The organism is Fructobacillus apis, assembly GCF_023893635.1.
Classification (GTDB): Bacteria; Bacillota; Bacilli; order Lactobacillales; family Lactobacillaceae; genus Fructobacillus; species Fructobacillus apis.
Genome location: NZ_JAMWYK010000001.1, coordinates 324,374 through 349,129, shown reverse-complemented (window position 1 = coordinate 349,129; position 24,756 = coordinate 324,374). Strand labels below are relative to the sequence as shown.

Genomic DNA, 24,756 nt, shown 5'->3' with positions numbered 1-24,756 from the left:
TTTTGTGTTAGTATAAAATTCGATTTAAAAGCTTGAGGAGAGTAATCAATGGCCTTATCGAAGGAGCAAATTTACGAGCAAATCAAAGATGAAGTTGCTAAGCGTTTTGCGATTTCAGAAGATAAGATTGAGCCAAACGCGGACTTCGTGGAGAAGATTGGCGCGGACTCAATCGACGTGGTGGAGTTAGTCGTTGAGCTCGAGGATGAGTTTGACATGGAAGTACCGGACGAAGAGCTGGACGACCTGACGACGTTGAACCAGGTGACTGATTACGTGTATGCGCACCAGGGTAAGTAATTTCTTCATGAAAAAACGGGCCCGTCCCGTGCCCTCAAAACGCGTGTCGCCGCAAAACGCAGCGCCAACCAAAAAACGCCAGGGCTTTCAGTCGAGCTTGGGTACCCCAGTGCAGGCTGCCCTCCAGCAGCAGGTGGAAGCGATATCCCTGGCCGCCTTCAATCGGCCCTTCACCCACCAGGCGGTGTGGAACGCACGCTTGCAAACGACGGGCGGTCGCTACCACCTGAAAGATCATCACCTGGATTTTAATCCCAAGATGAAAGAGCAAGAAGACTTCGAGGCCATCATCAAGCATGAACTCTGTCACTACCACCTCCATTTGCTGGGGCGGGGATACAAGCATGCGGATGCGGATTTCAAGGCCTTGCTCAAGCAGGTTGGCGGGTCGCGCTACGCACCGGACATTGGGGCCAGGCGGAAGGTCCAACGGAAGTACCACTACGCCTGTTCGTCTGGTCACACCTTTGACCGGGCACGGCCGGTGGACACGAAGCGCTACCGCTGTGGTCGTTGCCGCGGCCGTCTTTCGCTCATCAAAAAAGACAACTAAAAGCATTTAAAAAGAGCACCTGAAAAGGGGCTCTTTTTGTTTGCGTCCCAGGCACCATAACCGATACAAAAAGTACATCAGAAAAGCACAGGACAATTTGCGACCCTGTGCTTTTTTTGCTATGATATTTGACAGTATAAAGCGCTTTCAAATAAGGGCAAAAAAGGTAGGCTCCGCGTAAAATGGACGAACAAAAAAAGAACGCAACAATCTATGACGTCGCCGCTGCGGTTGGCGTTTCATTGGCAACCGTATCCCGCGTGGTGAACGGTTCTGACAGTGTCCGCCCAGCAACGCGGGACAAGGTGCTCGCTGCCATTGAAGAGCTCGGCTACCAACCAAATGCCGTGGCCCGTGGCTTGGCGTCAAAGAAGACGACGACGGTTGGGGTGGTGATGCCGGACATCACCAACTTGTTCTACTCGGAGCTGACGCGTGGAATCGACGACATCGCCCGAATGTACCGTTACGACGTGTTGTTGACGAACACGGACGACGAAGAGGAACAGGCCGTGACGGCCATCAAGAACCTGGCACAAAAGCAGGTCGATGGGATTATCTTCATGGGAACGAAGCTGTCCGATAAGGTGCTTTTGGCCATTAAGGCGACGGGCGTACCGGTGGTTTTGGCCGGATCCGTGGCCGAAAACGGGGCTTTGCCTTCCGTGAACATCGATTACGAGGCGGCCTTTGAAAAGGTGACGAGCCTGTTCTTAGACAAAAAGCATGAAAAGGTCGCCTTGACGTTGGGCTCAAACGACCGAACGATTGACCAGAAGTTCCGCTTGGCGGGTTACCAGAAGGCTTTGCAACAAGCGAAAATCGCCTACGATGACGCGCTCGTCTTCACCGGGGCCAAGAATTACGCGGACGGACAGAAGCTCGCGGACGAAATCCTGGCACAGAAGGCCGACGCCGTGGTGGTATACGACGATGAGGTGGCGCTTGGGATCTTGAACGCGGCGCAGGATGCGGGCAAGAAAGTGCCGGACGACTTGGAAATCATTTCGTCGAACAACACGACGTACACGTTGGTGGCACGGCCGGAGTTGTCCTCGATTGACCAGCCAAAGTACGATATTGGGGCGGTGGCGATGCGAATGCTGACCAAGCTGATGAACAAGGAAGAGCTGGGCGACGACCAGATTACCTTGCCGTACACGCTGGTGGAACGGGCGTCAACGAAGTAAATCACTGGAAAAACGCGCGCCGCTCCCCGAGCGGTCTCGCCGCGCTTACAAACGCCAAGCTCCGCCCGGATCACACCGGGCTCCGCACCACAATAACAGCCTTTAAGCGACTAACTTTATAAGTTAGTCCTTTTTGTTTGGAATGAGAACAAAGTAATTGCCTTTTTTTCGCCTCTCAACTAAAATATAACAAGCTAGAATATACGGAGGGAAGTTCGATGAAGAACATTCGTAGCTTGTCAGCATTCTCATTGGTGCTGCTGTTTATTTCATTTACCATGTCGATTTCACAGTCGACGATGACGACCGCTTACCCAATCTTGATGAAGCAATTCGGGATTGATGCGGCTGCCGTTCAGTGGGTGACCTCAGCGTTCATGGTGGCCATGACGCTTGTCATGCCACTCTCCCCCTGGTTGCTCGACAACTTGAAGTTGCGCACCTTGCTCAACTTGATTGTCGCCACCTTCTTGGTTGGAACGGCGATCGCCATGGTGACGCCTAACTTCTTGGGTGTCATCGTGGGCCGCTTGCTGGAAGGAGTTGCCGTTGGTGCGCTCTTCCCAACGTACCAGGCGGTCATCATGGAAAACACGTCCGAAGAAAACCGTGGGGTGGCCATGGGTGCCGTTGGTTTGGTGATGTCATCCGCCTTGGCCGTTGGGCCGATCGTTTCCGGAATTGTTTTGCAGTTCGGAACTTGGCGCTTGCTCTTCGCCTTCTTCTTCGTGGTGTTGCTCACGTTGATTTTGTCCGTGCAGGGCAAGATTAAGAACACCCACGAATTGAAGCCACGTAGCTTTGACTTTTTGTCATCCTTCTTGTTGATTGGATTTGCCGGATTGCTTTACACGATTTCAATCTTGCCAAGCAAGGGCTGGTCAATGCCATTGGCGGCCACGCTCATCATTTCCATCATCCTCTTGGTGGCCTTTGTCACGCGTCAATTGAAGGAAAAGACGCCGTTCTTGGATTTGCGGGTCTTCTTGCACCGCGGTTACTTGTCTGCGATGTTGCTCACTGGAATGTCCTACTCTGGTTTGATTACCGCCACGGTGATCATGCCTTTGTACTTCCAAAAGGTCTTCCACTTTGCACCAATCGTGTCTGGTTTCTTGATGATTCCAGCCGCCATCTTCTTGTCATTCTTGAACCCCCGCGCGGGTCGCTTGCTCGGTCAAATTGGCTTGCGTCCACTTGTCTTGATTGGTTCAACGATGATGGTGCTTGGATACTTGACGCTTGCCGTCTTTGGAACGAAGTTCTTCCTCTTGGCCATCATTGGGGCGATGTTGTTGGAAGGTGGGAACGCCTTCATCATGATGCCAGCCGTAACGGCCGCATCAAACGCCTTGCCTAAGAATTTGATTTCACACGGAACCGCCATCATCACGACGATGCGTCAATTGATTGGTGCTTTGTCCATTTTGGTTGCGGGAATCTTGATTGGTTTCTTCCAGAACGGCAACAGCTACGGTGCGTCATTGAACTTGACAGCCGCTTGGTTCATCTTGGTACCACTTTCTGGTTACCTGTTGGCTACCCGTTTGAAGGTTCAAAAATAAATGCTCGAAGAAGTCAGGCCTGGTTGGGTCTGACTTTTTGCTAGCCTTTTGTTTGATAGTCCGGTAAAATGGGAATAATATATAGATAGAACAGCATAGCATTTTTTTGTGGAGGCTATTTTGGCAAAGAAACCGTTTCTGATTGGAATTACCGGGGGCTCTGGTTCGGGGAAGACGACCGTCTCAAAGGCCTTGATTACGCGTTTGTCGGATAATCATCCCATCTTGCTTCAACAAGATGTCTACTACAAGGATCAGTCTGACAAGCCGATGGAAGAACGGATGAAGACGAATTACGATCATCCGGATTCGATTGAAACCGACCGTTTCGTGGAAGACTTGAAGAAGTTGATTAACTACGAAGCGATTGATACGCCGGTTTATGATTATGCGGAACACACGCGTTCGAAGGAAACGACGCACGTGGAACCGGGTGACGTGGTGATCGTTGACGGTGTGTTGTTGTTCAACGATGCGCGCGTCCGTGACCTCATGGACTTGAAGGTCTATGTGGATACGGATGACGATGTGCGCTTTATCCGTCGTCTCCAACGTGACACGCACGAACGTGGTCGTACGGTGGAAGGTGTGATCGAACAGTACACGGCAACGGTTAAGCCGATGCACAATCAGTTCGTGGAGCCAACAAAGCGCTATGCGGATATCATCGTGCCAGAAGGTGGTGGAAACTTCGTGGCCATCGACATGTTGATGAACCAGGCCATCGCCATGGTGAAAAAAGAAGATTAATTAAAAAGCCTGCAGACACAAAAAAGACTCGGATAAAACCGAGTCTTTTTTATATGCCCTGACGGAAGCAGGCTTTCATATCATTCTTAATGCCTTCTCGTTCCCTCGATGACGTCACGCATTGTGTCGACCACGGCCTGCGTGGCCTTTGGCAACTTTGATCCTGCCAACGTGAAGAGTGTGTCGACAATCGTCAACTGGGCAATCAGGGATGACATCGATTCGGATCGATAGTTGACCTCTTCGGCCAGTGACAGCAAGACGATGTCGGCGATTTGGGCCAGAGGAGAGTCCGCAAAGGACGTGATGGCGATGAAGGGGACTTGATGTTCTTTCAGCTTCTGAGCCAAGAACAACGTGTCGTCGTTTCGACCGGAGTGGGAGATGACCACGGCCATGTCCTGGGGGGTTAACTTGACAGCCTGCATCAACTGGATGTCGTAGTCCGGGTGGGAGATGACATCGATTGGGGTGCGCAGGAACTTGTGGTAGGCGTTGAAGGCGACGATGGAGGAACCACCGATACCAAAGAAACCAACGCGCTTGGCCGAAACTAACCAGGACAGCGCCTTGTCCAGATTTTCGGCTGGAAGAGCGTCCGAGGTCATCATCAAAGCGTTTTGGGCACCGGAGAAGACCTTCTGGGCGATGGCCTTCGTGTTGTCGTCGTCCGAGATTTCACCGAACAAGTCCAGAGGGCCTTCCTTTTGCTTATAAGAAGCAAGGGCCATCGAGAAGTCTCGGTAAGATGAAAAACCGATTTTCTTGACGAAGCGGGAAATAGAGGCCGTTGAAACCTTGGTCTTTTCGGCCATCGATTGGATGGTGTCGGCGGCTGCCTGGTCCAAGTCTTCTTTAATATAGGAAACCAGCTTGGATTCCGTCTGATTGTAATTGTTGGGGCCTTGGCTCAGTTGAGCAAGGATGGCCCGGGCCTGACTTTCTTTCATAAATACTGTCCTCTTGTGTAAACCAATTCTACCCGAGATGAAAGTTATTTTCAATTTTCGCCTTGTATTATGTAAATGATTTTCATATAATAGGAGACGTAGTATATAGATTAAGAATTTAAAAGAGGTAATAGACATGAAGTTTGCCATGATTGGTCTTGGAAAGATGGGTCTTAACTTGGTTAAGAACGCTGTCGACAACGGCCACGAAGTTGTTGCATTTGACTTGAACAAGGACTTTGTTGCAGAAGCAGATGCTTACTCAGACAAGGTTGAAGGTGTCAACACGTTGGATGACATGCTTGCTAAGTTGCCATCACCTAAGGTTGTTTGGGTTATGGTTCCTGCAGGAAAGCCAACGAACTCAACGATCGACACGTTGATCGAAAAGATGGACAAGGGCGACATCATCATCGATGGTGGGAACTCAAACTACAAGGACAACCTTGAACAAAACAAGCGCACGACTGAAGCTGGTATCAACTTGTTCGATGCTGGTACGTCTGGTGGAATGTCAGGTGCCCGTAACGGTGGTAACTTCATGATCGGTGGAGACAACGCCGACGCATGGAAGACTTTGGAACCATTGTTTGAATCAATCGCCCAAAAGGACGGTTACTTGTACACTGGTCGCCTTGGATCAGGTCACTACTTGAAGATGGTCCACAACGGAATCGAATACGGTATGATGCAAGCCATCGCCGAAGGTTTCGAAGTATTGGAAGCTTCACAATTCGACTACGACTACGAAGCAGTTGCTAAGTTGTGGAACAACGGTTCAGTTGTTCGTTCATGGTTGATGGAATTGATCGAAGAACAATTCGCTAAGGACCCTAAGTTGTCAGCAATCTCTGGTCGTATGCACTCATCTGGTGAAGGTAAGTGGACGGTTGAAGAATCACTTGACTTGGAAGTTCCAGCACCAGTTATCTACTTGTCACTTGCAATGCGTTACCGTTCATTGCAAGAAGACACGTTCACTGGAAAGGTTGTTTCAGCTTTGCGTAACGGCTTCGGTGGACACGCAATGGACTCAGTTAAGAAGTAAGCTTTTACTCTTACCAATAAGCTCCCGTGTTCGGGGGCTTTTTGTTTGTCAGGTTACGTAAGCGTTAACATAGAATCACTGTTAGAACGAATCACGACTCAACATTGTTAGAAATGGAGAAATGACATGGACTACATGATTGGAATCGACCTTGGGACTACCTCAACCAAGGCGGTTTTGTTCGATGACCAAAATCAAGTCGTTGCTCAGGCCAACTACGGTTACCCGCTCTACCGCGAAACGACCGACATGGCTGAAGAAGATTTGGACGAAATTTTTGTTGCTTTCACCAACGCCTTAGGGGCAGTGGTACGTAAGGCAGAATTGTCAAAGGGAAACACCATCAAGGCCGTTTCCTTCTCATCTGCCATGCACTCACTCATTGCTTTTGATAAGGATTGGAACCCATTGACCCGTGTGATCACTTGGGCCGATACCCGTGCCGTGAACTTCACGGAAGAATTGAAGGCTTCTGGTCAGGGGATGGAAATCTACCAAAAGACTGGAACGCCAATTCACCCAATGGCCCCACTTTCAAAGATGCTCTGGTTGAAGAACGACAAGCCAGAAGTCTTTGAAAAGGCTGCCCACTACTTGGGTATCAAGGAATACTTGTTCCACCGTCTCTTCGGCGCCAACAAGATGGACATTTCCATCGCCTCTGGTACTGGGATGTTCAACATCTTTGAACTCGACTGGGACAAGCAGGCCTTGGAAGTGACCGGTGTTAAGAAGGAACAGTTGCCTGAAACGGTTTCTCCTTACGAATACGAAACGGGCATGCACAAGGAATTGGCTGCTGTTTTGGGCTTGCCAGAAGACGTGCCGTTTGTCTACGGTGCCGGGGATGGACCTTTGTCAAACCTTGGTGTTGACGCGGTTCAGCCAGGTGTCGCAGCGATTACGATTGGTACTTCCGGTGCCATCCGTGTCGTTTCAGACAAGCCGGTGATCGATCCTAAGGGTCGTACCTTCACATACGCCTTGGATAAGGACCACTGGGTTGTTGGTGGACCGGTTAACAACGGTGGGGACGTCTTCCGTTGGGCAAAGGACAACTTGTTCGATGCTGAAAAGTCCACGGCGGCCTTGCTTGGACAAGACCCATACGACTTGATGACGGAAATCGCCTCAAAGATTCCTGCTGGTTCTGACGGTTTGCTCTTCCACCCATACTTGGGTGGGGAACGTGCCCCAATCTGGGACGCAAACGCACGTGGGTCATTCTTCGGTTTGAACCACGGACACACGCGTGCCAACTTGCTCCGTGCGGTGCTTGAAGGAATTACCTTCAACGTCTACATGGTGTCATTGGCCCTGGAAGAAGTGGTTGGTTCATTGAAGTCCATCCAAGCAACGGGTGGATTCGCCCGTTCACCACTCTGGCGTCAAATGTTTGCGGACATCTTCGAACAACCAGTGACGGTGCCGCAAGCCTTTGAATCTGGTGCCTTGGCAGCTGTTGTGGTTGCCCAAAAGGCGCTTGGTCAAATCGATGACTTGTACGAAATTTCAAAGTACATCGGGAAGTCCAACACCTACCAACCAGATCCAGAAAACTTTGAAGCTTACCGTGAACTCGCGCCAATCTTCATTCGCCTTTCTCGTCAGCTCCAAACGGAGTATGATAACATTGCGGCCTTCCAACGGAAGCACGTAAAGCCATCTGACAAGAAATAACAAGAAAAGGGGCTAAGCCCCAGAAACGGAAACAATAATATGGAATTTATTATGTTAGCCGTGTCCATTTTGCTTTTGTTGGTCTTGATCACCAAATTCAAATTGAACACGTTCGTCTCATTGATTATTACGGCCTTTGTGTTGGCCTTGCTCTTGGGTATGAACCCAGCTGATATTCCAAATGCCGTTGGTATCAACGGAATGGGTAAGACGCTTGGTCAAAACGCCGCGGTCTTCATCTTCGGAGGAATGATTGGACGTTTGGTTGCCGATGCTGGTGGTTCTTACCGCATCGCCAAGACGTTGATCTCTTGGTTCGGATTGAAGCGTTTGCAGTGGGCTGTTTTGCTCGCTTCATTCATCATCGGAATCTCAATGATCTTCGGTGTTGGAATGGTGCTTTTGATTCCAATCGTCTTTGCCGTTGCCATTGAAGCCGGTGTGCCACTCTTGTACTTGGGTGTTTCCATGACGGCTGCCTTGTCATCAGCACAGGGATTCTTGCCTCCACAACCAGCTCCAACGGCCGTTGCAAACGAAGTGCACGCCAACATCGGGTTGATGCTTGTGGTTGGTTTGTTCATCGCTATCATCACGGCCGTTGTTGCCGGACCAGTCTTTACGAAGTTGGCTAAGAAGTACGCGCCCGATGCTTTCCAATTCAAGGAACACATCGAAGCCGTTGGTGAAGTGAAGGAATACGATTTGGACAAGACGCCATCATTTGGTCTTTCCGTTTTGACTTCTGTCTTCCCATTGCTCTTCATGATTGTGGCAACGGTTTACAAGTTGGTGGTTACTGGTGGTGTAAAGCCTGAAAACCCAACGGTGACTTACCAAGTCATTGATTTCTTGGCCAACCCAGCCATCGCCATGACGATTTCATTGATCGTGGCCATCTTTACGATGGGAACCATGCAAAAGCGTGACATGAAGACGGTTGCGGGTTCATTGAACGAAGGAATGAACGCCGTTTCAGGAATCTTGCTCATTGTTGGTGGTGGAGGTGCCTTGTCAGGTGTCTTGGTCTCATCAGGAATGTCAGCCAAGATTGCGTCATTGTTCCAGTCATCTGGTTCAATGTCACCAATCATGATTGTGCTCTTTGCCTGGGCGGTTGCCTCAATCTTGCGTGTGTCTGTTGGTTCAGCCACGGTTGCAGGAATGACGGCCGCTGGTGTGGTAACGGGAATCTTGAACGTTGCCCCACACAACGACATGCTCTTTGTTTTGGTTGCCTTGGCAATCGGAGCAGGTTCATTGATTGCTTCTCACGTGAACGACGCGGGATTCTGGATTTTCAAGGAATTCTTCGACCTCACGGTTAAGCAAACATTCCAAATCTGGACTGTTCTTGAAACAGTTATCTCATTGACAGGTTTGGCAGTTATCTTAATTTTGACGGCGATCTTAGTCTAAAAAACCAAAACCACCGAAAAAATTTCGGTGGTTTTTTTGTAACATGTTTTGCATTTTAGAAAATCTCTGGTAAAATAGTGACCATCGGTGATTATATTTGAGTGGTCACTTTGAATATGTGAAGAAAGGTTATTATGAAATCTAATAAAATTGGTTTAGTGCAGCTGGTCCTGCTCGGCCTTGGTGCATTAATTGGATCAGGTTGGTTGTTCGGGTCCTGGGAGGCCACACGAGTGGCGGGTCCAGCGGCTATTATTTCATGGGTGATTGGTGCCCTTGTTATCGGTGTCATCGCCTACACATACGTTGAATTGGGAACGATGTTCCCACAGTCTGGAGGAATGTCAAAGTTCGCTCAGTACACGCACGGTTCATTGCTTGGTTTCATCGCCTCATGGGCCAACTGGGTTTCTTTGATTACGTTGATTCCGATTGAAGCCGTTGCGGCTGTTCAGTACATGGCTACTTGGCCATGGGCTTGGGCAAACTGGACGAAGAACTTCTTGGATGGTAGCTCCATTACGACCCCAGGTTTGATGGTGGTATTCTTATTCATCATCATCTTTACCTTGTTGAACTACTGGTCAGTGTCATTGCTGACGAAGTTCACGTCATTCATCTCATTCTTTAAGTTGGGTGTGCCATTGTTGACGATCGTGATGTTGACGATTGCCTCATTCCACCCATCAAACTACGGGTCAAACTTGTCAGAATTTATGCCTTACGGTACTGCCCCAATCTTTGCGGCAACGACTGTTTCTGGTATCATCTTCTCATTTAACGCCTTCCAGACCATCATCAACTTTGGTTCTGAAGTGAAGGACCCAACGAAGGACATCTCACGTGGAATCGTGATTTCACTTTCAATCGCTGCTTTGTTGTACGTCTTGATTCAATCAACGTTCATCACGGCGATCGAACCTTGGGAAATCGCTAAGCACGGTTGGCACGGCATTAACTTCCAGTCACCATTTGCTGACTTGGCCATCTTGGTTGGTTTGCACTGGTTGTCTGTGATGCTTTATACCGACGCCTTCATCTCACCATTCGGTACGGGAGTTTCCTTTGCGGCCTCAACTGGTCGTGTGTTGGCTGCGATGGCAGACGACAAGCACATTCCTTCATTCTTGGGTAAGATTAACAAGAAGTATGGAATTCCACGTGTTGCCATGTTGACGGATGCTGTATTGTCCATGATCATGGTTTCATTGTTCCGTTCATGGGGCACTTTGGCGGCCGTTATTTCAACGGCGACGTTGATTGCTTACATGACTGGACCTGTGACGGTTATGTCACTTCGTGAAATGGCGCCTGAATTTACGCGTCCATTCCACTCAAAGGCCATGAAGTGGATGGCACCATTGGCCTTCATCTTGGCATCACTTGCCACTTACTGGGCAATGTGGCCAACGACGATTGAGGTTATCTTGATCATCATCTTGGGTCTGCCATTCTACTTCTTCTACGAGTGGAAGCAAGGATTCAAGTGGGAACGTCACAAGAAGCAATTGCAGGGTTCATTCTGGTTGCTTTCATACCTGATTGTTTTGTCAATTGAATCATACATTGGTTCCGTTGAATTTAACGGTATTGGTTTGGTCAAGTACCCACTTGACTTCGTGATGGTTTCCGTTGTTGCTCTTGGTTTCTATGCCTGGGGTAAGGGATCACACTTGATCACGAAGTACTTCAAGCGTGCAAAGAAGATTAACGATACGGTTGACTACGAAGAAGCCATCGAAGACGTTGAACACGCTATCGAAGAAAAGTAATTTTCATCTTTAAAAGTCGGCCCCGACCCGGGGCCGGCTTTTTGTATGCTTGTAAGAGCTTCGCAAATCGTGCTGTGCTGATGAATCGCCGACTAAAATATGGGCGGGGCGGCTGTGACTTTTGGAGAAGACTTGTCGATACAGTTATACGAAGAGTGTATGTCTAGACCAGACACGTCAGGTAAATTGACTTTACCTTTTAAAATTGGTAAAATTTTCAGCAGTTTATAAAAGACAGTTTTGGGGAAAATGATGAACAAAAATCGCGGATTAAACGCTTGGTTTGAAAAGGCAAACCCGGCAAACTTTGAAGCTTCTGACGCCCACTTGGAAAAGACGCTGGGCGTGAAGGAAATGCTCGCTCTTGGTGTGGGAACAATCGTTGGGGCGGCCATCTTCACCTTGCCAGGAATCGTGGCAGCCGAACACGCGGGAGCGTCGGTAACGATTTCCTTCTTGTTGGCAGCCTTGGTTTCCGGACTCACGGCCTTTGCCTACGCTGAATTTGCATCGGTGTTGCCCTTTGCCGGTTCCGTATACTCCTGGGCCTCCGTTGTGTTCGGAAAGGTCTTTGGATGGATTGCTGGTTGGGCCTTGCTTGCCGAGTACTTCATCTGTGTGGCCTTCGTTGCAGCCGGATGGTCGGCTAACTTTAAGCTCTTCTTGTCCTCCTTTGGATGGACGTTGCCAAACGCTTTGGCTAATCCCGTTTCCGATGGGAACGGGGGCTTCGTCGACCTCTTTGCGCTTCTGGCCATCTTGATTGTCGGAACGCTTTTGTACAAGGGGACGGCCAACACGGCAAAGGTTGAAAACATCCTCGTCGTTTTGAAGGTCGGTGTCATCATCCTCTTCATCATCGTGGGTGCCACTGCGATTAAGCCAGTTAACTACGCCAACTTCATCCCAGCCCACGTGCCAGGAACCACTTTTGGTGGCTGGCAAGGAATTGCGGCGGGTGCCTCACAAATCTTCTTGGCCTACATTGGGTTTGACTCAATCGCGGCCAACTCCGCTGAAGCCAAGAATCCACAAAAGACGATGCCACGTGGAATCATTGGTTCACTTTTGATTGCCACGGTGCTCTTCGTGACGGTGGCCCTTGTTCTGGTTGGAATGTTCCACTATTCTGCTTACAAGAACAACGCGGCGCCAGCTGCCTGGGCACTCTTGCACTCAGGTCACACGTTGACGTCTCACATCCTGTCCGTTGTGGCCTTGGCCGGAATGTTTACGGGACTCATTGGGATGATGTTGGCTGGTTCCCGTTTGCTTTACGCCTTTGGACGTGATGGCCTCCTGCCATCCTTCTTGGGAAAGGTGTCAAAGTCAGGGCAACCAAACAACGCCTTGATCTTCTTGGCAGTGATTGCCATTTTGATTGGTTCCTTCTTCTCCTTCAACGAATTGGCTGGTTTGATTTCAGCCGGAACGTTGATTGCCTTTATCATCGTTTCGCTGGGTGTCTATGCCCTTCGTCCGCGTGAAGGAAAGGACCTTCCGGTTCCTGGGTTTAAGATGCCGTTCTACCCAGTGTTGCCTGCTTTGGCAGCCGCTGGTGCCGGTTACATCTTCTACACCCTTGACGGCCAAGCCAAGCTTTACGCTTTGATCTGGTTCGTTCTGGGACTTGTGGTCTACGCCTTTTACGGACACAAGAATTCATCCACGAAAAAATAAGAATTAAGAGCCGGTCCCGGCCTCGTCGGGACCGACTTTTTTTATTAATCACAGCCTTTGATTGTGCTATAATAAAGTCATTAATTGGTCATGCAGTTTTCGTGATTTCTTCTAGCGAGGCCCCGGTTGGTGGAAGGGGCTAGAAATCAGCTTTCTGTGCTCCCAATCAACACGTCGTCGAAAGACGACCGCGACCCAGCGTTAACGGGCTTGAGGTAAGACTTTAGCAGTCATTACAAACAGCGGTGGTACCACGGTCACGCGTCCGCTCTTTGTGATGGCTTTTTATTTTGTTTTTAAAAGGAGCTTGAGATGAAAGAATTATCATCAGCAGAAATCCGCCAAATGTTCTTGGATTTCTTTGCTAGCAAGGACCACTTGGTTGTTCCAGCCAAGTCACTCATTCCAGAAAACGACCCATCACTGCTTTGGATCAACTCTGGTGTTGCCACGTTGAAGAAGTACTTTGATGGTTCTGTTGTGCCACCAAAGCCACGTTTGACCAACGCGCAGAAGGCCATCCGTACCAACGATATCGAAAACGTTGGAAAGACGGCCCGCCACCACACGTTGTTTGAAATGATGGGAAACTTCTCCATCGGGGACTACTTCAAGGAAGAAGTGATTCCTTGGGCCTGGGAATTGTTGACGTCACCTGAATGGTACGGTCTGGACAAGGAAAAGCTCTACGTCACGGTCTATCCTAAGGACCAAGAATCACGCAAGATTTGGGAAGAAAAGACTGACTTGCCTGCTGGCCACGTCTACGAAGTGGAAGACAACTTCTGGGATATCGGTGAAGGACCTTCCGGACCCGATTCTGAAATCTTCTACGACCGTGGGGAAGCCTTCCAAGACATTCCTTCGGATGACCCTGAAATGTATCCAGGAGGGGAAAACGAACGTTACCTCGAAATCTGGAACATCGTCTTCTCACAGTTCAACCACTTGCCTGGCTTGACGGATAACTCGCAGTACCCTGAATTGCCACACAAAAACATTGATACGGGGATGGGACTTGAACGTTTGGTATCCGTTTTCCAAAACGGACGCACGAACTTCGATACGGACCTCTTCTTGCCAATCATCCGCGCAACGGAACCGTTGACGGACGGTAAGGTCTACGACACCACAAAGGACACGGAAGACAACGTTTCCTTCAAGGTTATCGCCGACCACATCCGTGCCGTGGCCTTTGCCATCACGGACGGTGCCAAGCCATCAAACGAAGGACGCGGATACGTTATCCGTCGTTTGCTCCGTCGTGCCGTGTTGCACGGACAAAAGCTTGGCATCAAGAAAAACTTCTTGGCCAAGTTGGTGCCTGCTATGATTGGTACCCTCGATTCCTTCTACCCAGAATTGAAGGAAAAGCAAGGCTTGATTGAATCCATCATGACGGCCGAAGAAAAGCGCTTTAACAAGACGTTGAAGGCTGGACTTTCCATGTTCGACGACTTCGTGAAGGAAGCCAAGAAGAACGGCTCAACGGAAATCTCAGGGACAGACGCCTTTAAGCTTTCTGACACGTACGGATTCCCAGTTGAATTGACGGCCGAACAAGCCGAGGAAGTGGGGATGACGGTTGACATGGACGGCTTCAAGCAAGCCCTCCAAGAACAAAAGGACCGGGCCCGTGCCGCCCGTGGTGACCAACATGCCATGGGTGTTCAAAACGCGGCTTTGACCGATTTGAAGGTTGAATCAACTTACGTTGGTTGGTCAAAGACGGCAGTTTCCGGCGCTAAGATTGTGGCCATCATCGCCCACGACGACTCCGGTGTTGCGGTTGATACGGATTCAGCCAAGGCCGGAAACCCAGCCTGGTTGGTCTTCGATCAAACGCCTTTCTACGCTGAAATGGGTGGACAAGTTGCCGACTGCGGAACGGTCAAGGACGAAAACGGTAACGTTGTTGCCGAAGTGAAGGATGTTCAAGCCGGACCAAACGGTCAAAACATCCACGAAGTAACCTTGGCAGAAGACATCAAGGTTGGCCAAGTGGTGGACCTTCAAGTCGACATGGAACGTCACCACGCGGTGTCATTGAACCACACGGCCACGCACTTGCTTGACCAAGCCTTGCGCAACGTCATCGGTGGTGACATCCACCAGGCTGGTTCATTGGTTGAACCAGAATACTTGCGTTTCGACTTCAACCACGAAGGACCAGTTGACCAAGCAACCTTGAACAAGGTGCAAGACGAAGTGAACTTGCAGATTCAAAAGAACCTGCCAATTTCATGGAAAGAAATGTCCATCGAAGACGCCAAGAAGCTTGGTGCCGTTGCCGTCTTTGACGACAAGTACGGTGACACGGTTCGAATCGTTTCCATCGGGGACTACAACCAAGAATTCGATGGTGGAACGCACGCTGCTTCAACCGCTGAATTGAACTTGTTCAAGATCACTTCTGAAGCCGGTGTCGGTGCCGGAATCCGTCGGATCGAAGCCATGACGTCATTGCCTGCTTTGACGGACTTCCAGGCCGAAGAACAAACCTTGCAAGCCATCGCTTCAAACTTGAAGGTGCCAAACCTCTTGGCTGTCTCTGACCGTGTGGCTGAATTGTCAGCTGAATTGAAGGACGCCAAGAGCCAAATCGAAAGCTTGCAAGCCCAATTAGCGGCTTACCAAGCTCAAAGCCTCTTGGACAACGCCGAAAAGGTTGGAAAGTTGACCGTTGTCGCTGCTCAAGTGAAGGTCGACAACGCGGGTGCGCTCCGTCAAATGGCGGACGCCTGGCGTGATAAGGCGGCTTCAAACGTTTTGGTCTTGGCCGCTGCGATCGGCGAAAAGGTCAACCTCTTGGTTGCCGCCGACAAGGATGCCAACGCCGCTGGCTTGAAGGCCGGTGACTTGATCAAGACCATCGCCCCAATCGTTGGTGGTGGTGGAGGTGGACGCCCTGACTTGGCTCAAGCCGGTGGTAAGGATGCCTCCAAGATTGATGAAGCTTTGGCCAAGGCCAAGAGCTTCATCGAAGAAGTCTAAGCAAAACGGATTTTCTAAGAAAGTTCGTCTCTGACTTTCAAAGCTAAGGCCGTAGGTCTAGACCGAAGGCTGAATTTAGACCGATTTAAGGTTTAAAATTCGAAAACGTGTTAGAATAGAGCCAGCTAGAAAGTTAAGATTTGATAAAGAAAGGAGTGTGTACGATGAGCGTAAGTGATGAAACAGCCATCTTTGATTTTGGCAATCAAGAACCAAAAGACATTCACGAAACCATGGTTTTGGTTTACGCCGCCTTGGAAGAAAAGGGCTACAACCCGTTCAACCAAATCGTCGGCTACTTGATGTCTGGAGATCCAGCATACATTCCTCGTTTGCACGATGCTCGTAACTTAATTAAGCGTCATGAGCGTGATGAAATCATCGAGGAACTCGTACACGCTTATTTGAAAAAATAATGCGGATACTCGGATTAGACGTAGGCTCAAAGACTGTTGGTGTGGCCTGTTCTGACCCAATGGGATGGACGGCGCAGGGTGTGGAAATCATCCGCATCAACGAAGATGAAAAAATCTTCGGCTTGGACCGCCTTGGTGAAATCATCAAGGAAAAGGGAGCCAAGGCAGTTGTTTTAGGTCTGCCCAAAAACATGAACAATACCGAAGGGCCACGTGCTGAGGCGTCTCGCGCCTACGCGGTCATGGTTGAGGAAAAGTTTGGACTGCCAACTGATTTTCAAGATGAACGGTTGACCACGGTGGAAGCCGAACGGATGCTGATTGAAGAGGCCGACGTTTCACGAAAGAAGCGAAAGAAGGTCATCGACAAGATTGCAGCCGAATTCATCTTGCAAAACTACCTGGATCGAAACGGGAAGTTAACCAAATAAAAATCGCTAGCAAATACCCAGAAAAAGGATAGAATGATGGCAAAAGAACAACCAGAAATTGATAAGATTACACTCGTGGACGAAAACGGTGACGAAGCATTATACGAAGTGCTCTTCACGTTCCACTCAGAAGAATACGACAAGTCATACATCTTGTTGGTTCCAGAAGGCGTTGAAGAAGACGAACAAGTTGATGTTCAAGCTTACATCTTCAACCCAGAAGAAGACGGCGAAGCAAAGGATGGCGACTTGATGCCAATCGAAGACGACGCCGAATGGTCAATGGTCGAAGAAGTGTTGAACACGTTCTTGGACGATGACGCCAACTTCGAATAAAAGATAAAAAGCAGGAAGCCTTGGGCTCCTGCTTTTTTCTTTGAAAAAGAGAAGTGTATTTTTTAAAATTTGACCTTTGTTTAAAAGAAGACTAATCTAGGGAAGAAAGGAAGGCTTCATTCATGATTAAGGATTTTAAATTAAAAGATATGTCAAAGAAGAATAAGTGGATTGCGGGAATCGTGGCAGCGGTCATTGTGATCGCCGTTGCGGCAACCATTATCGGGTTGCAAATCAAAGCCAGCGCCACCCAACTTTCCGGAACTTACTCAAATAAACAAGTGAAAAATAAGATTGAATTTAAGGGCAACACGTACAAGCTCTACAGTACGGAAAACAGCCAACAGAAGGTCAACGGAACCTACTACGTCAAAGACAACGTTGTCGTACTGCTCTACCCAGAGGGTTCAGACACGGTTAAGCAATCGGGTGTTCGTGGTATCGCCTTCCAAATGAAGGACAACAAGAAGACCATTGATATCCAAGGGGCTGACTTTAAGAAATAAGTCGGCCTGGCTGTCCCAGTCGTTCCGTTTTTCGGGACGGCTTTTTTGTTTGGGACATTTGCCCAGGTACGTCGAAAAAGCGTATACTCTACTTTAGAAAGTTTTTGCAAGAAAGGGGGATGACCCATGGCCAGAAGAAAAAGAAAGTGGATTAAGCTGCCACGGAATAAAAAGGCAAAAAGACGTTATTTCGCTGGCCTGATAATCCTCCTGGCACTTGTGGTGGCCGCTGCCACCTTGACGCCATCCTTCCTGGAGCGCCGTCAGGACCAGTTGATTGAGGACGCGCATTCTAATCAACTGAAGGAATGGGCGCCCTACGCCCAACAGTTGCAACAGACCTACGGGGTCTTTGCTTCGATTTCTTTGGCCCAGGCGGCCTTGGAATCCGACTTCGGGCAATCAAGCCTGGCCGTTCGTGCCCACAACCTCTACGGGGTGAAGGCAGGTGCCGGTCAGCCTTCTGTGACAATGTCTACCAAGGAGTACGAGGACGGGGAGTGGAAGACAATTGACGCTGCCTTTGTCTCGTATCCTTCCTGGCAGGCATCAATGAAGGCCCACGCTGAGCTCCTGCGAAAGGGAACGGCCTGGAACCCAACCCAGTACGCCCACGTTCTCTCGGCAAAGACCTATTCGGAGGCTGCCCAGGCGCTGGTGAAGGATGGTTATGCCACTGATCCAGATTACGCGGCCAAGCTGGTGCACGTGATTGAAAAGTACAACTTGCACCGTTTTGATATCGCACAATAGAAGTTTGCTTTAAAAGTCCGGGTCGTACCGGACTTTTTATTTGGCTTTTTTAGCCTGAATTGTCTTGCTTTTAGGCCTGGTTCAACCCGAATTGAAGGTGGCTTTATGATAAAATAAGGGAAGTAAATTAAGACTTTAGGATGGCAAAATGACTGTTGAAGAACTAACCAAAGGGATGAATGACAAGCAGGCCGAAGCGGTCCGGACAACGGAAGGACCGCTTTTAATTATGGCCGGGGCTGGTTCCGGTAAGACGCGTGTTTTGACGCACCGAGTCGCCCACCTGATTGAAGATTTAGACGTACGACCATGGCGCATTCTGGCCATCACGTTTACGAACAAGGCCGCCCGTGAAATGCGCGAGCGTATCGCCAAGTTGGTCGACCCCGAAATGGCCGCGTCCATTTGGGTCTCCACCTTCCACGCCCTCGCCGTTCGAATCCTCCGTCGTGATGGAGAAGCAATCGGTCTGGGAAAGAACTTTACCATCTTGGATGGTTCCGCCCAAAAGACTTTGATTAAGCGCGTGATTAACGAGTTGAACCTGGACACGAACCAGTACGACCCACGGACGGTGCTGGGAACCATCTCAAACGCCAAAAACGAATTGCTCACGCCAAAGGACTACCAAAAGGAAGCGGGTAACTTCTACGAAGAACGCGTGGCCGAAGTTTACGTGGCCTACCAGAAGGCCCTGCGTCAAGCGCAGTCCGTCGACTTCGATGACCTGATTATGCTGACGATTGAGCTCTTCGAAAAGGTACCGGAAATACTGCAACGCTACCAAGAACAGTTCCGCTACCTGCACGTCGACGAGTACCAGGATACAAACGACGCCCAGTACAAAATCGTAAATATGCTAGCACAGGGTTCTCACAACCTTGCCGTCGTTGGTGACGCCGACCAGTCCATCTATGGTTGGCGTGGGGCCAATATGCAAAACATTTTGAACTTCGAAAACGACTGGCCAGATGCCAAGTCCGTCTTCTTGGAACAAAACTACCGGTCAACGCAAAACATCCTGGACGCCGCAAACGACGTCATTAACAACAACCAGGAACGCGTGCCAAAGAAGTTGTGGACGGACAACGGAAAGGGTGACAAGATCACCTACTACCGTGCCCAGTCCGCACAAGACGAAGCTTACTACGTGCTCGGTAAGATTCAAAAGGGTCAACGTGAAGAAAAGAAGTCCTTGTCCGACTTCGCCATTCTCTACCGCACCAACGCCCAGTCCCGTGCGATGGAAGAAGCGCTGGTGAAGGCCAACATTCCTTACACGATTGTCGGGGGACACAAGTTCTACGACCGAAAGGAAATTTTGGATATCATGGCCTACCTCTCATTGGTGGCCAACCCAGCCGACAACGCGGCCTTCGAACGCATTGTGAACGTGCCAAAGCGTTCCATCGGACAAACGTCCGTGGACCGTCTCTTTAGCTTTGCCGACCAGATGGGCTTGCCAATGTTGGCGGCTATCGACCAGATTGAGATGGCGCCGGACATCCGTCCAGCCGCCGCAAAGAAGTTGCTTGAGTTTTCGGAGATGATTCATAACTTCAAGCAACAGGCTGAATTCTTGGACGTGTCCGAACTCACGGACTTGATTCTGGACCAGTCGGGCTACCGCAAGGAATTGCAGGCGAAGTCCGACCCAGAATCCCAGTCCCGACTCGAAAACTTGGAGGAATTCATTTCCGTTACCAAGGAATTCGAGACGAAGTACGACCCGGATGCTGAAGACGCCGTTGACCCGCTAACGGATTTCCTTGGCTCAACCGCCTTGGTCGCCGAACTGGACAACGTGGAAGAAGATTCCGGTCAAGTGACCTTGATGACCTTGCACGCCGCCAAGGGTCTGGAATTCCCAACGGTCTTCTTGATCGGTTTGGAAGAGGGACTCTTCCCACTGGGCCGTGCCGCACAAGACGAGGACTTGCTCGAAGAAGAACGTCGTTTGGCCTACGTTGGAATCACGCGTGCCGAACAGAAGTTGTACCTGACAAACGCCTTCTCCCGTATGCTCTACGGAAAGACGCAGGCTAACCAGCCATCACGCTTCATCGATGAAATCTCAATGGACTTGATCGATAAGGTTTACCCAGCCGGTTCATCGGCTACGCAACCAGGATTATCATCCAAGTTCTTGGCCGCCACGCAGACGACCTATAACGGCCGTCCGGTTAAGGCCTCTGCCGTGCAGAAGTCTGAAGCCAAGACGACCGGTGCCGAAGGTGTCTCATGGCAGGCCGGCGACAAGGTGCAACACAAGAAGTGGGGAATCGGAACGGTTGTTTCTGTTACCGGTTCTTCCGAAGACCAGGAATTGAAGGTTGCCTTCCCAGAAGACGGCATCAAGCAACTCTTGGCTGCCTTTGCTCCGATTACAAAGGCGGAATAAAAAGAATCACAGTCGGGTCTGACTTTGACAGCGTAAAAACCGTCAAAGTCGCCCTTGTACATAGTAAGAAAGTAAGGAAGGTGCGAAATGGTCGACGAAAAAGACATTAAGACGCTCACAACCGATGAAGCCAAACAGGAGATTTTGGGTCTGCAGGACAAGCTAACGGACTACGGAATCGCCTACTACGAAGACGATGCGCCGCTCGTGGAAGACCACGTCTACGACGCGATGTACGCCCGCTTGGTCGCATTGGAAGCCGCCTTCCCACAGTTCGTAACGCAGGATTCCCCAACGCAAAACGTCGGTGGGGCACAGACCAAGTCCGGACTGCCAAAGGTTCAACACCCAGTGCCAATGTTGTCTTTGGGGGATGTCTTCTCCTTAGACGAATTGCAGGAATGGGAAGACCGCACGGTGAAGGCCTTGGGATTCCAGCCCAAGTACAACTTGGAGCTGAAGATTGACGGACTCGCCATCAACCTGAAGTACGAACAGGGAAAGCTGGTTCAGGCTTCCACCCGTGGAAACGGACTCATCGGAGAAGACGTGACGGCCAACGTCATGACCATTAACGACGTACCCAAGCAGTTGAAGGAACCCGTGACCTTTGAGGCCCGTGGTGAAATCTACATGCCAAAGGCTTCCTTCGCCAAGCTGAATGAGGAACGCGAAGCGGAAGGACAAGAACCTTTCGCCAATCCGCGTAACGCAGCCGCTGGATCTTTGCGTCAGCTTGACGCCAATGAGACAAAGAAGCGAAATTTGTCCGCTTTCATGTACTACACGGCGGAGCCAGATCAAATCGACGTCACAACCCAGGAGGGACTCTTAGAGCGCTTCCGTGAGTTGGGCTTGCCTACCAACCCCGACAACCGCGTCATCAACAAGATGGCCGAAATCAGCTCCTACTTGGAAGAGTTCACGGAGAGTCGTGACGACTTGCCATACGGCATCGACGGGGTGGTCGTGAAGGTCAACAACTTCGACGACCAGGTCGACCTTGGAAACACGGTGAAGGTGCCACGCTGGGCCATCGCTTACAAGTTCCCACCAGAAGAAGAGGAGACGGTTGTTCGCGACATCGAATGGACGGTTGGACGCACGGGTGCCGTGACGCCAACGGCCGCCATGGATTCCGTCCTCTTGGCCGGAACCACGGTACAACGTGCCTCCCTCCATAACCCGGACTACCTCGAACAAAAGGACGTCCGTATCGGGGACACGGTAACCTTGCACAAGGCCGGTGATATCATCCCTGAAATCGGGCAAGTGGTCTTGTCCAAGCGTCCAGAGGGTGCGGAAAAGTACGTGATTCCAACGACTTGTCCCGTCTGTGACGCCGAACTCGTCCACGTCGAAGGGGAAGTGATTCTTCGTTGTATGAACCCGGCCTGCCCTGCTCAAATTCAGGAAGGGTTGACCCACTTTGCCTCACGAAACGCCATGAACATCGACGGCTTGGGACCACAAATCGTGTCTCAGTTGCTCGACAAGGGCTTGGTAAAGGACGTCGCTTCCATCTACTCCGTGACGCGAGAAGAATTGTTGACCTTGGATAAGTTCAAGGAGAAGTCCGCGGACAACCTGATTGCGGCCATCGCGGCCTCAAAGGAAAACTCAGCGGACCGCCTGCTCTTCGGATTGGGCGTGCGTTTGGTTGGCGCTAAGGCTGCTAAGACAATTCTGCAGAGTCTGGGTTCACTTGGCCGAGTTGCTTCCGCTTCGGTCGAAGACATCGTCGCCATCGACGGGATCGGACAGGCCATCGCCGATTCCTTGGTGAAGTACTTCAAGGAACCGGAAGCCCAGGCCCTAATCGCTGAGCTTGCCCAAGCCGGCGTGAACATGGATTACAAGTCTGACCAGGGTCCAATCGACGAAAATTCATTTTTCTATGGTAAAAAGATTGTTTTGACTGGTAAACTAGAGAAGAGTTCGAGAAGCGAAATCGCTGCCTGGTTAGAAGGGCACGGCGCTTCCGTAACGGGTTCTGTCTCAAAGAAGACGGACTTAGTCATTGCGGGAACGGATGCTGGTTCCAAGCTCACCAAGGCCGAAGACCTTGGGGTAACGGTTTGGAATGAACAGGACTTCTTGTCTGCTCAGCAAAACGATGGGGAATAGTGAAACGCTTTCCATCGGCAAGCGACTGTCATAGAGCCTCGCTTTTAAGACAGCAGTAAGCCGATGACGCTGGTTCCTTTGGCTGAGGCCAAAGGAGAAAAGCGCGAATGCCCCACTTTCAACCAAGCAATTAAAGAGGAAACACGATGTTTAAACGTATCAAAACGAAAAGCTGGATTTGGATTGGTCTTGCACTGGTCATCGTTCTTGGCCTTTTCTTCTACTTTGTTAACTTGTCATCCGTTGGTCCTTCCATCAACAAGAACAAGGGTGTGCAACTGACACAAAACGGAGCTGGTCAATATCAGACGGTTATCAAAGACGGTCACTACTTGACCTCTGCAGCCCGTGGTTTGACGGCTACGTCTCAAGGAAACCAAGTGGACACGAAGGACTTTGAGTCTGGTTTGCTAAACGTTGCTAAGAGTCACTTCAAGACGGGGCGTTACATCTTCCAAGAAGGACAGTACCTGAGTTCCGATACGATGTCTTCCTTGCTTGGGCGTCAGTCGGATTCCAATCAGAACGGTTTGAATCCAAAGGATAACGGGAAGACAGACAGCTCCCGTGAGCCGATCTACATTCAGAGCATGACCGAACAGGACTTCATGACAAAGGATGGTTCCAACCTGCGTTTGGCGGGGATGGTTGTCGGTGTGGCAATGAACACGCAAGACATCTACCAAAAGGAACAGTTCGGGGCAAACTACTACCAAAACATTTCCGAAGAACAACGCATTAACTACGGAAAGAAGATTGCACCGAAAATCATCAAGCGTATCCGTGAACAGGAAGGGGTGGCCAAGAACATCCCAATCGTCTTGGCGATGTACGCCAACGCGCCTGAAGATTCATTGGGTGGTGGATACTTCTACTCAGAAGCCACGTCAAAGCGTAGTACGAGCTTGACGGCTTGGACGCCAATCGATCAGAAGACGGTGGTCTTCCCGAAGGAATCATCCGATGGCTCATCACTTGGTTCCGACGAAAACACCGGCTTTACGAACTTCAAGAACGACATCGCGAACTTCTTCCCAAACATCGCTGGAGCAACCGCTACGGGTAAGTTTGAGAACGGCAAGATGACGTCGATGAAGGTGACGGTTACCACGCAGTTCTACTCACAGACTGAAATTGAGGCCTTTACGAATTATGTCTCATCGGCAGCCGTGAAGTTCTTGCCATCGTCAGCAAACGTTCAGATCACCATCAAGACGGCCAACGAAACACAGGCCCTCCTGGTTCGTAAGTCAGACGATAAGTCTTACGAAGTAACGATGATGTAAGTTTTAATTGAATCATTTAAAAAGCAGCTGGAAAACCAGCTGCTTTTTTATTTTTAAAATAATTCAATAATTTATAAAAGTATGAGTATTGTAAAGAATGTTTCTAATTTAGAATAACCTTTTGTAACAAAAGAGACACAAGAATGACACTGAAATATAATCGTCACTTTTTTAGAACAGGACTAAAATAAGTTTGTTGTTAATCACAAATATACAGAGGTTATTTTTAAGATGAAACACTTAAATAAGTCTAATAAGAAAATGACCCGCACTTGTTTGTACACATCAATGGCCATCATGCTATTACTTGGAACAAACGGCGTCGGGCCCACAGCGGCTGCGACAATTACAGCACACGATCAGGCGGTAATGGCTGATCAGGTACAGCTCGGTGGAAGACCAGAGGATAATCTTCCAAAATGGGCTGGGCTACCATACGATTCAACTCCACATGCGTCAACTGATACGATTAAATTCAGTTCCCCAGAAGCTGCCGTTGTTGGAAAATACGTTGATTTACTTCCGGTCAATGGCGTTGCAAAGGATAGTAAGAATTCAAATGAATTCATTGATTATCAAGTTTAAAAAATTTTTGTTCA

Annotated in this window: 21 protein-coding genes; 20 read left to right on the top strand and 1 reads right to left on the bottom strand. The window is 49.7% G+C overall.

Features of this window, described 5'->3' with window-relative positions:
- Positions 1-48: 48 nt before the first annotated feature.
- The 5 genes from acpP to udk all read left to right on the top strand — a co-directional run bounded on the left by acpP (position 49) and on the right by udk (position 4,358).
- Entirely contained in the window at positions 49-300 is a 252-nt protein-coding gene (gene acpP, locus NFX39_RS01500) for an acyl carrier protein (protein ID WP_252442337.1), read from the top strand.
- Positions 301-307: 7 nt separating this feature from the next.
- On the top strand, positions 308-853 hold the full coding sequence (locus NFX39_RS01495; protein ID WP_252442335.1) for a SprT family protein: 546 nt from the start codon (positions 308-310) through the stop codon (positions 851-853).
- Between the two features lie 182 nt (positions 854-1,035).
- Positions 1,036-2,043, top strand: coding sequence for a catabolite control protein A (gene ccpA / locus NFX39_RS01490; protein WP_252442333.1), 1,008 nt, complete (start codon positions 1,036-1,038; stop codon positions 2,041-2,043).
- A gap of 218 nt (positions 2,044-2,261) precedes the next feature.
- Positions 2,262-3,608, top strand: a complete 1,347-nt coding sequence (locus tag NFX39_RS01485) for an MFS transporter (protein ID WP_252442331.1) — start codon at positions 2,262-2,264, stop codon at positions 3,606-3,608.
- Positions 3,609-3,728: 120 nt separating this feature from the next.
- Positions 3,729-4,358, top strand: a complete 630-nt coding sequence (gene udk / locus NFX39_RS01480; RefSeq protein ID WP_252442329.1) for a uridine kinase — start codon at positions 3,729-3,731, stop codon at positions 4,356-4,358.
- An 86-nt stretch (positions 4,359-4,444) separates the two neighbouring features.
- Here the strand turns inward: udk and NFX39_RS01475 are convergent, their stop codons facing one another.
- Entirely contained in the window at positions 4,445-5,308 is an 864-nt protein-coding gene (locus NFX39_RS01475) for a MurR/RpiR family transcriptional regulator (protein ID WP_252442327.1), read from the bottom strand.
- Positions 5,309-5,444: 136 nt separating this feature from the next.
- Here NFX39_RS01475 and gnd point away from each other — a divergent pair, with 136 nt between their 5' ends.
- The 15 genes from gnd (at position 5,445) to NFX39_RS01400 (ending at position 24,742) form a co-directional block, all read left to right on the top strand.
- Complete coding sequence (gnd, locus tag NFX39_RS01470) at positions 5,445-6,356, top strand: phosphogluconate dehydrogenase (NAD(+)-dependent, decarboxylating) (protein WP_252442325.1); 912 nt, start codon at positions 5,445-5,447, stop codon at positions 6,354-6,356.
- A gap of 126 nt (positions 6,357-6,482) precedes the next feature.
- Positions 6,483-8,036 (top strand): gluconokinase, encoded by a 1,554-nt coding sequence (gene gntK / locus NFX39_RS01465; RefSeq protein WP_252442323.1) that lies wholly within the window; start codon positions 6,483-6,485, stop codon positions 8,034-8,036.
- Between the two features lie 39 nt (positions 8,037-8,075).
- Positions 8,076-9,455 (top strand): gluconate:H+ symporter, encoded by a 1,380-nt coding sequence (locus tag NFX39_RS01460; RefSeq protein WP_252442321.1) that lies wholly within the window; start codon positions 8,076-8,078, stop codon positions 9,453-9,455.
- Positions 9,456-9,589: 134 nt separating this feature from the next.
- Positions 9,590-11,227, top strand: a complete 1,638-nt coding sequence (locus tag NFX39_RS01455; protein WP_252442319.1) for an APC family permease — start codon at positions 9,590-9,592, stop codon at positions 11,225-11,227.
- 252 nt (positions 11,228-11,479) lie between these two features.
- Positions 11,480-12,907, top strand: a complete 1,428-nt coding sequence (locus tag NFX39_RS01450) for an APC family permease (protein WP_252442317.1) — start codon at positions 11,480-11,482, stop codon at positions 12,905-12,907.
- Between the two features lie 312 nt (positions 12,908-13,219).
- Complete coding sequence (gene alaS, locus NFX39_RS01445) at positions 13,220-15,901, top strand: alanine--tRNA ligase (protein ID WP_252442315.1); 2,682 nt, start codon at positions 13,220-13,222, stop codon at positions 15,899-15,901.
- Positions 15,902-16,065: 164 nt separating this feature from the next.
- Positions 16,066-16,317, top strand: a complete 252-nt coding sequence (locus tag NFX39_RS01440; protein WP_213809093.1) for an IreB family regulatory phosphoprotein — start codon at positions 16,066-16,068, stop codon at positions 16,315-16,317.
- Positions 16,317-16,748 carry a Holliday junction resolvase RuvX gene (gene ruvX / locus NFX39_RS01435; RefSeq protein ID WP_252442313.1) on the top strand — a complete coding sequence of 144 codons (432 nt, stop codon included), beginning with the start codon at positions 16,317-16,319 and terminating at the stop codon, positions 16,746-16,748. Before NFX39_RS01440 ends, ruvX begins: the two co-directional genes overlap by 1 nt.
- A 36-nt stretch (positions 16,749-16,784) precedes the next feature.
- Positions 16,785-17,084, top strand: coding sequence for a DUF1292 domain-containing protein (locus tag NFX39_RS01430; RefSeq protein ID WP_252442311.1), 300 nt, complete (start codon positions 16,785-16,787; stop codon positions 17,082-17,084).
- A 122-nt stretch (positions 17,085-17,206) separates the two neighbouring features.
- Entirely contained in the window at positions 17,207-17,590 is a 384-nt protein-coding gene (locus NFX39_RS01425) for a hypothetical protein (RefSeq protein ID WP_252442309.1), read from the top strand.
- A gap of 126 nt (positions 17,591-17,716) precedes the next feature.
- A complete protein-coding gene (locus NFX39_RS01420) occupies positions 17,717-18,343 on the top strand; it encodes a glycoside hydrolase family 73 protein (RefSeq protein WP_252442307.1) in 627 nt (208 codons plus the stop codon).
- 148 nt (positions 18,344-18,491) lie between these two features.
- Positions 18,492-20,744 carry a DNA helicase PcrA gene (pcrA, locus tag NFX39_RS01415; RefSeq protein WP_252442305.1) on the top strand — a complete coding sequence of 751 codons (2,253 nt, stop codon included), beginning with the start codon at positions 18,492-18,494 and terminating at the stop codon, positions 20,742-20,744.
- A gap of 87 nt (positions 20,745-20,831) precedes the next feature.
- Complete coding sequence (gene ligA, locus NFX39_RS01410) at positions 20,832-22,871, top strand: NAD-dependent DNA ligase LigA (RefSeq protein WP_252442303.1); 2,040 nt, start codon at positions 20,832-20,834, stop codon at positions 22,869-22,871.
- A gap of 146 nt (positions 22,872-23,017) precedes the next feature.
- The gene (locus tag NFX39_RS01405; protein ID WP_252442301.1) at positions 23,018-24,157 is read left to right on the top strand and encodes a CamS family sex pheromone protein; all 1,140 of its coding nucleotides are present in this window, start codon (positions 23,018-23,020) and stop codon (positions 24,155-24,157) included.
- 231 nt (positions 24,158-24,388) lie between these two features.
- Positions 24,389-24,742: a hypothetical protein gene (locus NFX39_RS01400; RefSeq protein ID WP_252442299.1), complete on the top strand. Its 354-nt coding sequence runs from the start codon at positions 24,389-24,391 to the stop codon at positions 24,740-24,742.
- Positions 24,743-24,756: the final 14 nt, after the last annotated feature.

What these genes read in the sequence shown, in the direction of transcription:
- acpP (WP_252442337.1), top strand. Translation starts at nt 49, where the DNA reads ATGGCCTTATCGAAGGAGCAAATTTACGAGCAAATCAAAGATGAAGTT.
- NFX39_RS01495 (WP_252442335.1), top strand. Translation starts at nt 308, where the DNA reads ATGAAAAAACGGGCCCGTCCCGTGCCCTCAAAACGCGTGTCGCCGCAA.
- ccpA (WP_252442333.1), top strand. Translation starts at nt 1,036, where the DNA reads ATGGACGAACAAAAAAAGAACGCAACAATCTATGACGTCGCCGCTGCG.
- NFX39_RS01485 (WP_252442331.1), top strand. Translation starts at nt 2,262, where the DNA reads ATGAAGAACATTCGTAGCTTGTCAGCATTCTCATTGGTGCTGCTGTTT.
- NFX39_RS01475 (WP_252442327.1), bottom strand. Translation starts at nt 5,308, where the DNA reads ATGAAAGAAAGTCAGGCCCGGGCCATCCTTGCTCAACTGAGCCAAGGC.
- gnd (WP_252442325.1), top strand. Translation starts at nt 5,445, where the DNA reads ATGAAGTTTGCCATGATTGGTCTTGGAAAGATGGGTCTTAACTTGGTT.
- gntK (WP_252442323.1), top strand. Translation starts at nt 6,483, where the DNA reads ATGGACTACATGATTGGAATCGACCTTGGGACTACCTCAACCAAGGCG.
- NFX39_RS01460 (WP_252442321.1), top strand. Translation starts at nt 8,076, where the DNA reads ATGGAATTTATTATGTTAGCCGTGTCCATTTTGCTTTTGTTGGTCTTG.
- NFX39_RS01455 (WP_252442319.1), top strand. Translation starts at nt 9,590, where the DNA reads ATGAAATCTAATAAAATTGGTTTAGTGCAGCTGGTCCTGCTCGGCCTT.
- NFX39_RS01450 (WP_252442317.1), top strand. Translation starts at nt 11,480, where the DNA reads ATGAACAAAAATCGCGGATTAAACGCTTGGTTTGAAAAGGCAAACCCG.
- alaS (WP_252442315.1), top strand. Translation starts at nt 13,220, where the DNA reads ATGAAAGAATTATCATCAGCAGAAATCCGCCAAATGTTCTTGGATTTC.
- NFX39_RS01440 (WP_213809093.1), top strand. Translation starts at nt 16,066, where the DNA reads ATGAGCGTAAGTGATGAAACAGCCATCTTTGATTTTGGCAATCAAGAA.
- ruvX (WP_252442313.1), top strand. Translation starts at nt 16,317, where the DNA reads ATGCGGATACTCGGATTAGACGTAGGCTCAAAGACTGTTGGTGTGGCC.
- NFX39_RS01430 (WP_252442311.1), top strand. Translation starts at nt 16,785, where the DNA reads ATGGCAAAAGAACAACCAGAAATTGATAAGATTACACTCGTGGACGAA.
- NFX39_RS01425 (WP_252442309.1), top strand. Translation starts at nt 17,207, where the DNA reads ATGATTAAGGATTTTAAATTAAAAGATATGTCAAAGAAGAATAAGTGG.
- NFX39_RS01420 (WP_252442307.1), top strand. Translation starts at nt 17,717, where the DNA reads ATGGCCAGAAGAAAAAGAAAGTGGATTAAGCTGCCACGGAATAAAAAG.
- pcrA (WP_252442305.1), top strand. Translation starts at nt 18,492, where the DNA reads ATGACTGTTGAAGAACTAACCAAAGGGATGAATGACAAGCAGGCCGAA.
- ligA (WP_252442303.1), top strand. Translation starts at nt 20,832, where the DNA reads ATGGTCGACGAAAAAGACATTAAGACGCTCACAACCGATGAAGCCAAA.
- NFX39_RS01405 (WP_252442301.1), top strand. Translation starts at nt 23,018, where the DNA reads ATGTTTAAACGTATCAAAACGAAAAGCTGGATTTGGATTGGTCTTGCA.
- NFX39_RS01400 (WP_252442299.1), top strand. Translation starts at nt 24,389, where the DNA reads ATGAAACACTTAAATAAGTCTAATAAGAAAATGACCCGCACTTGTTTG.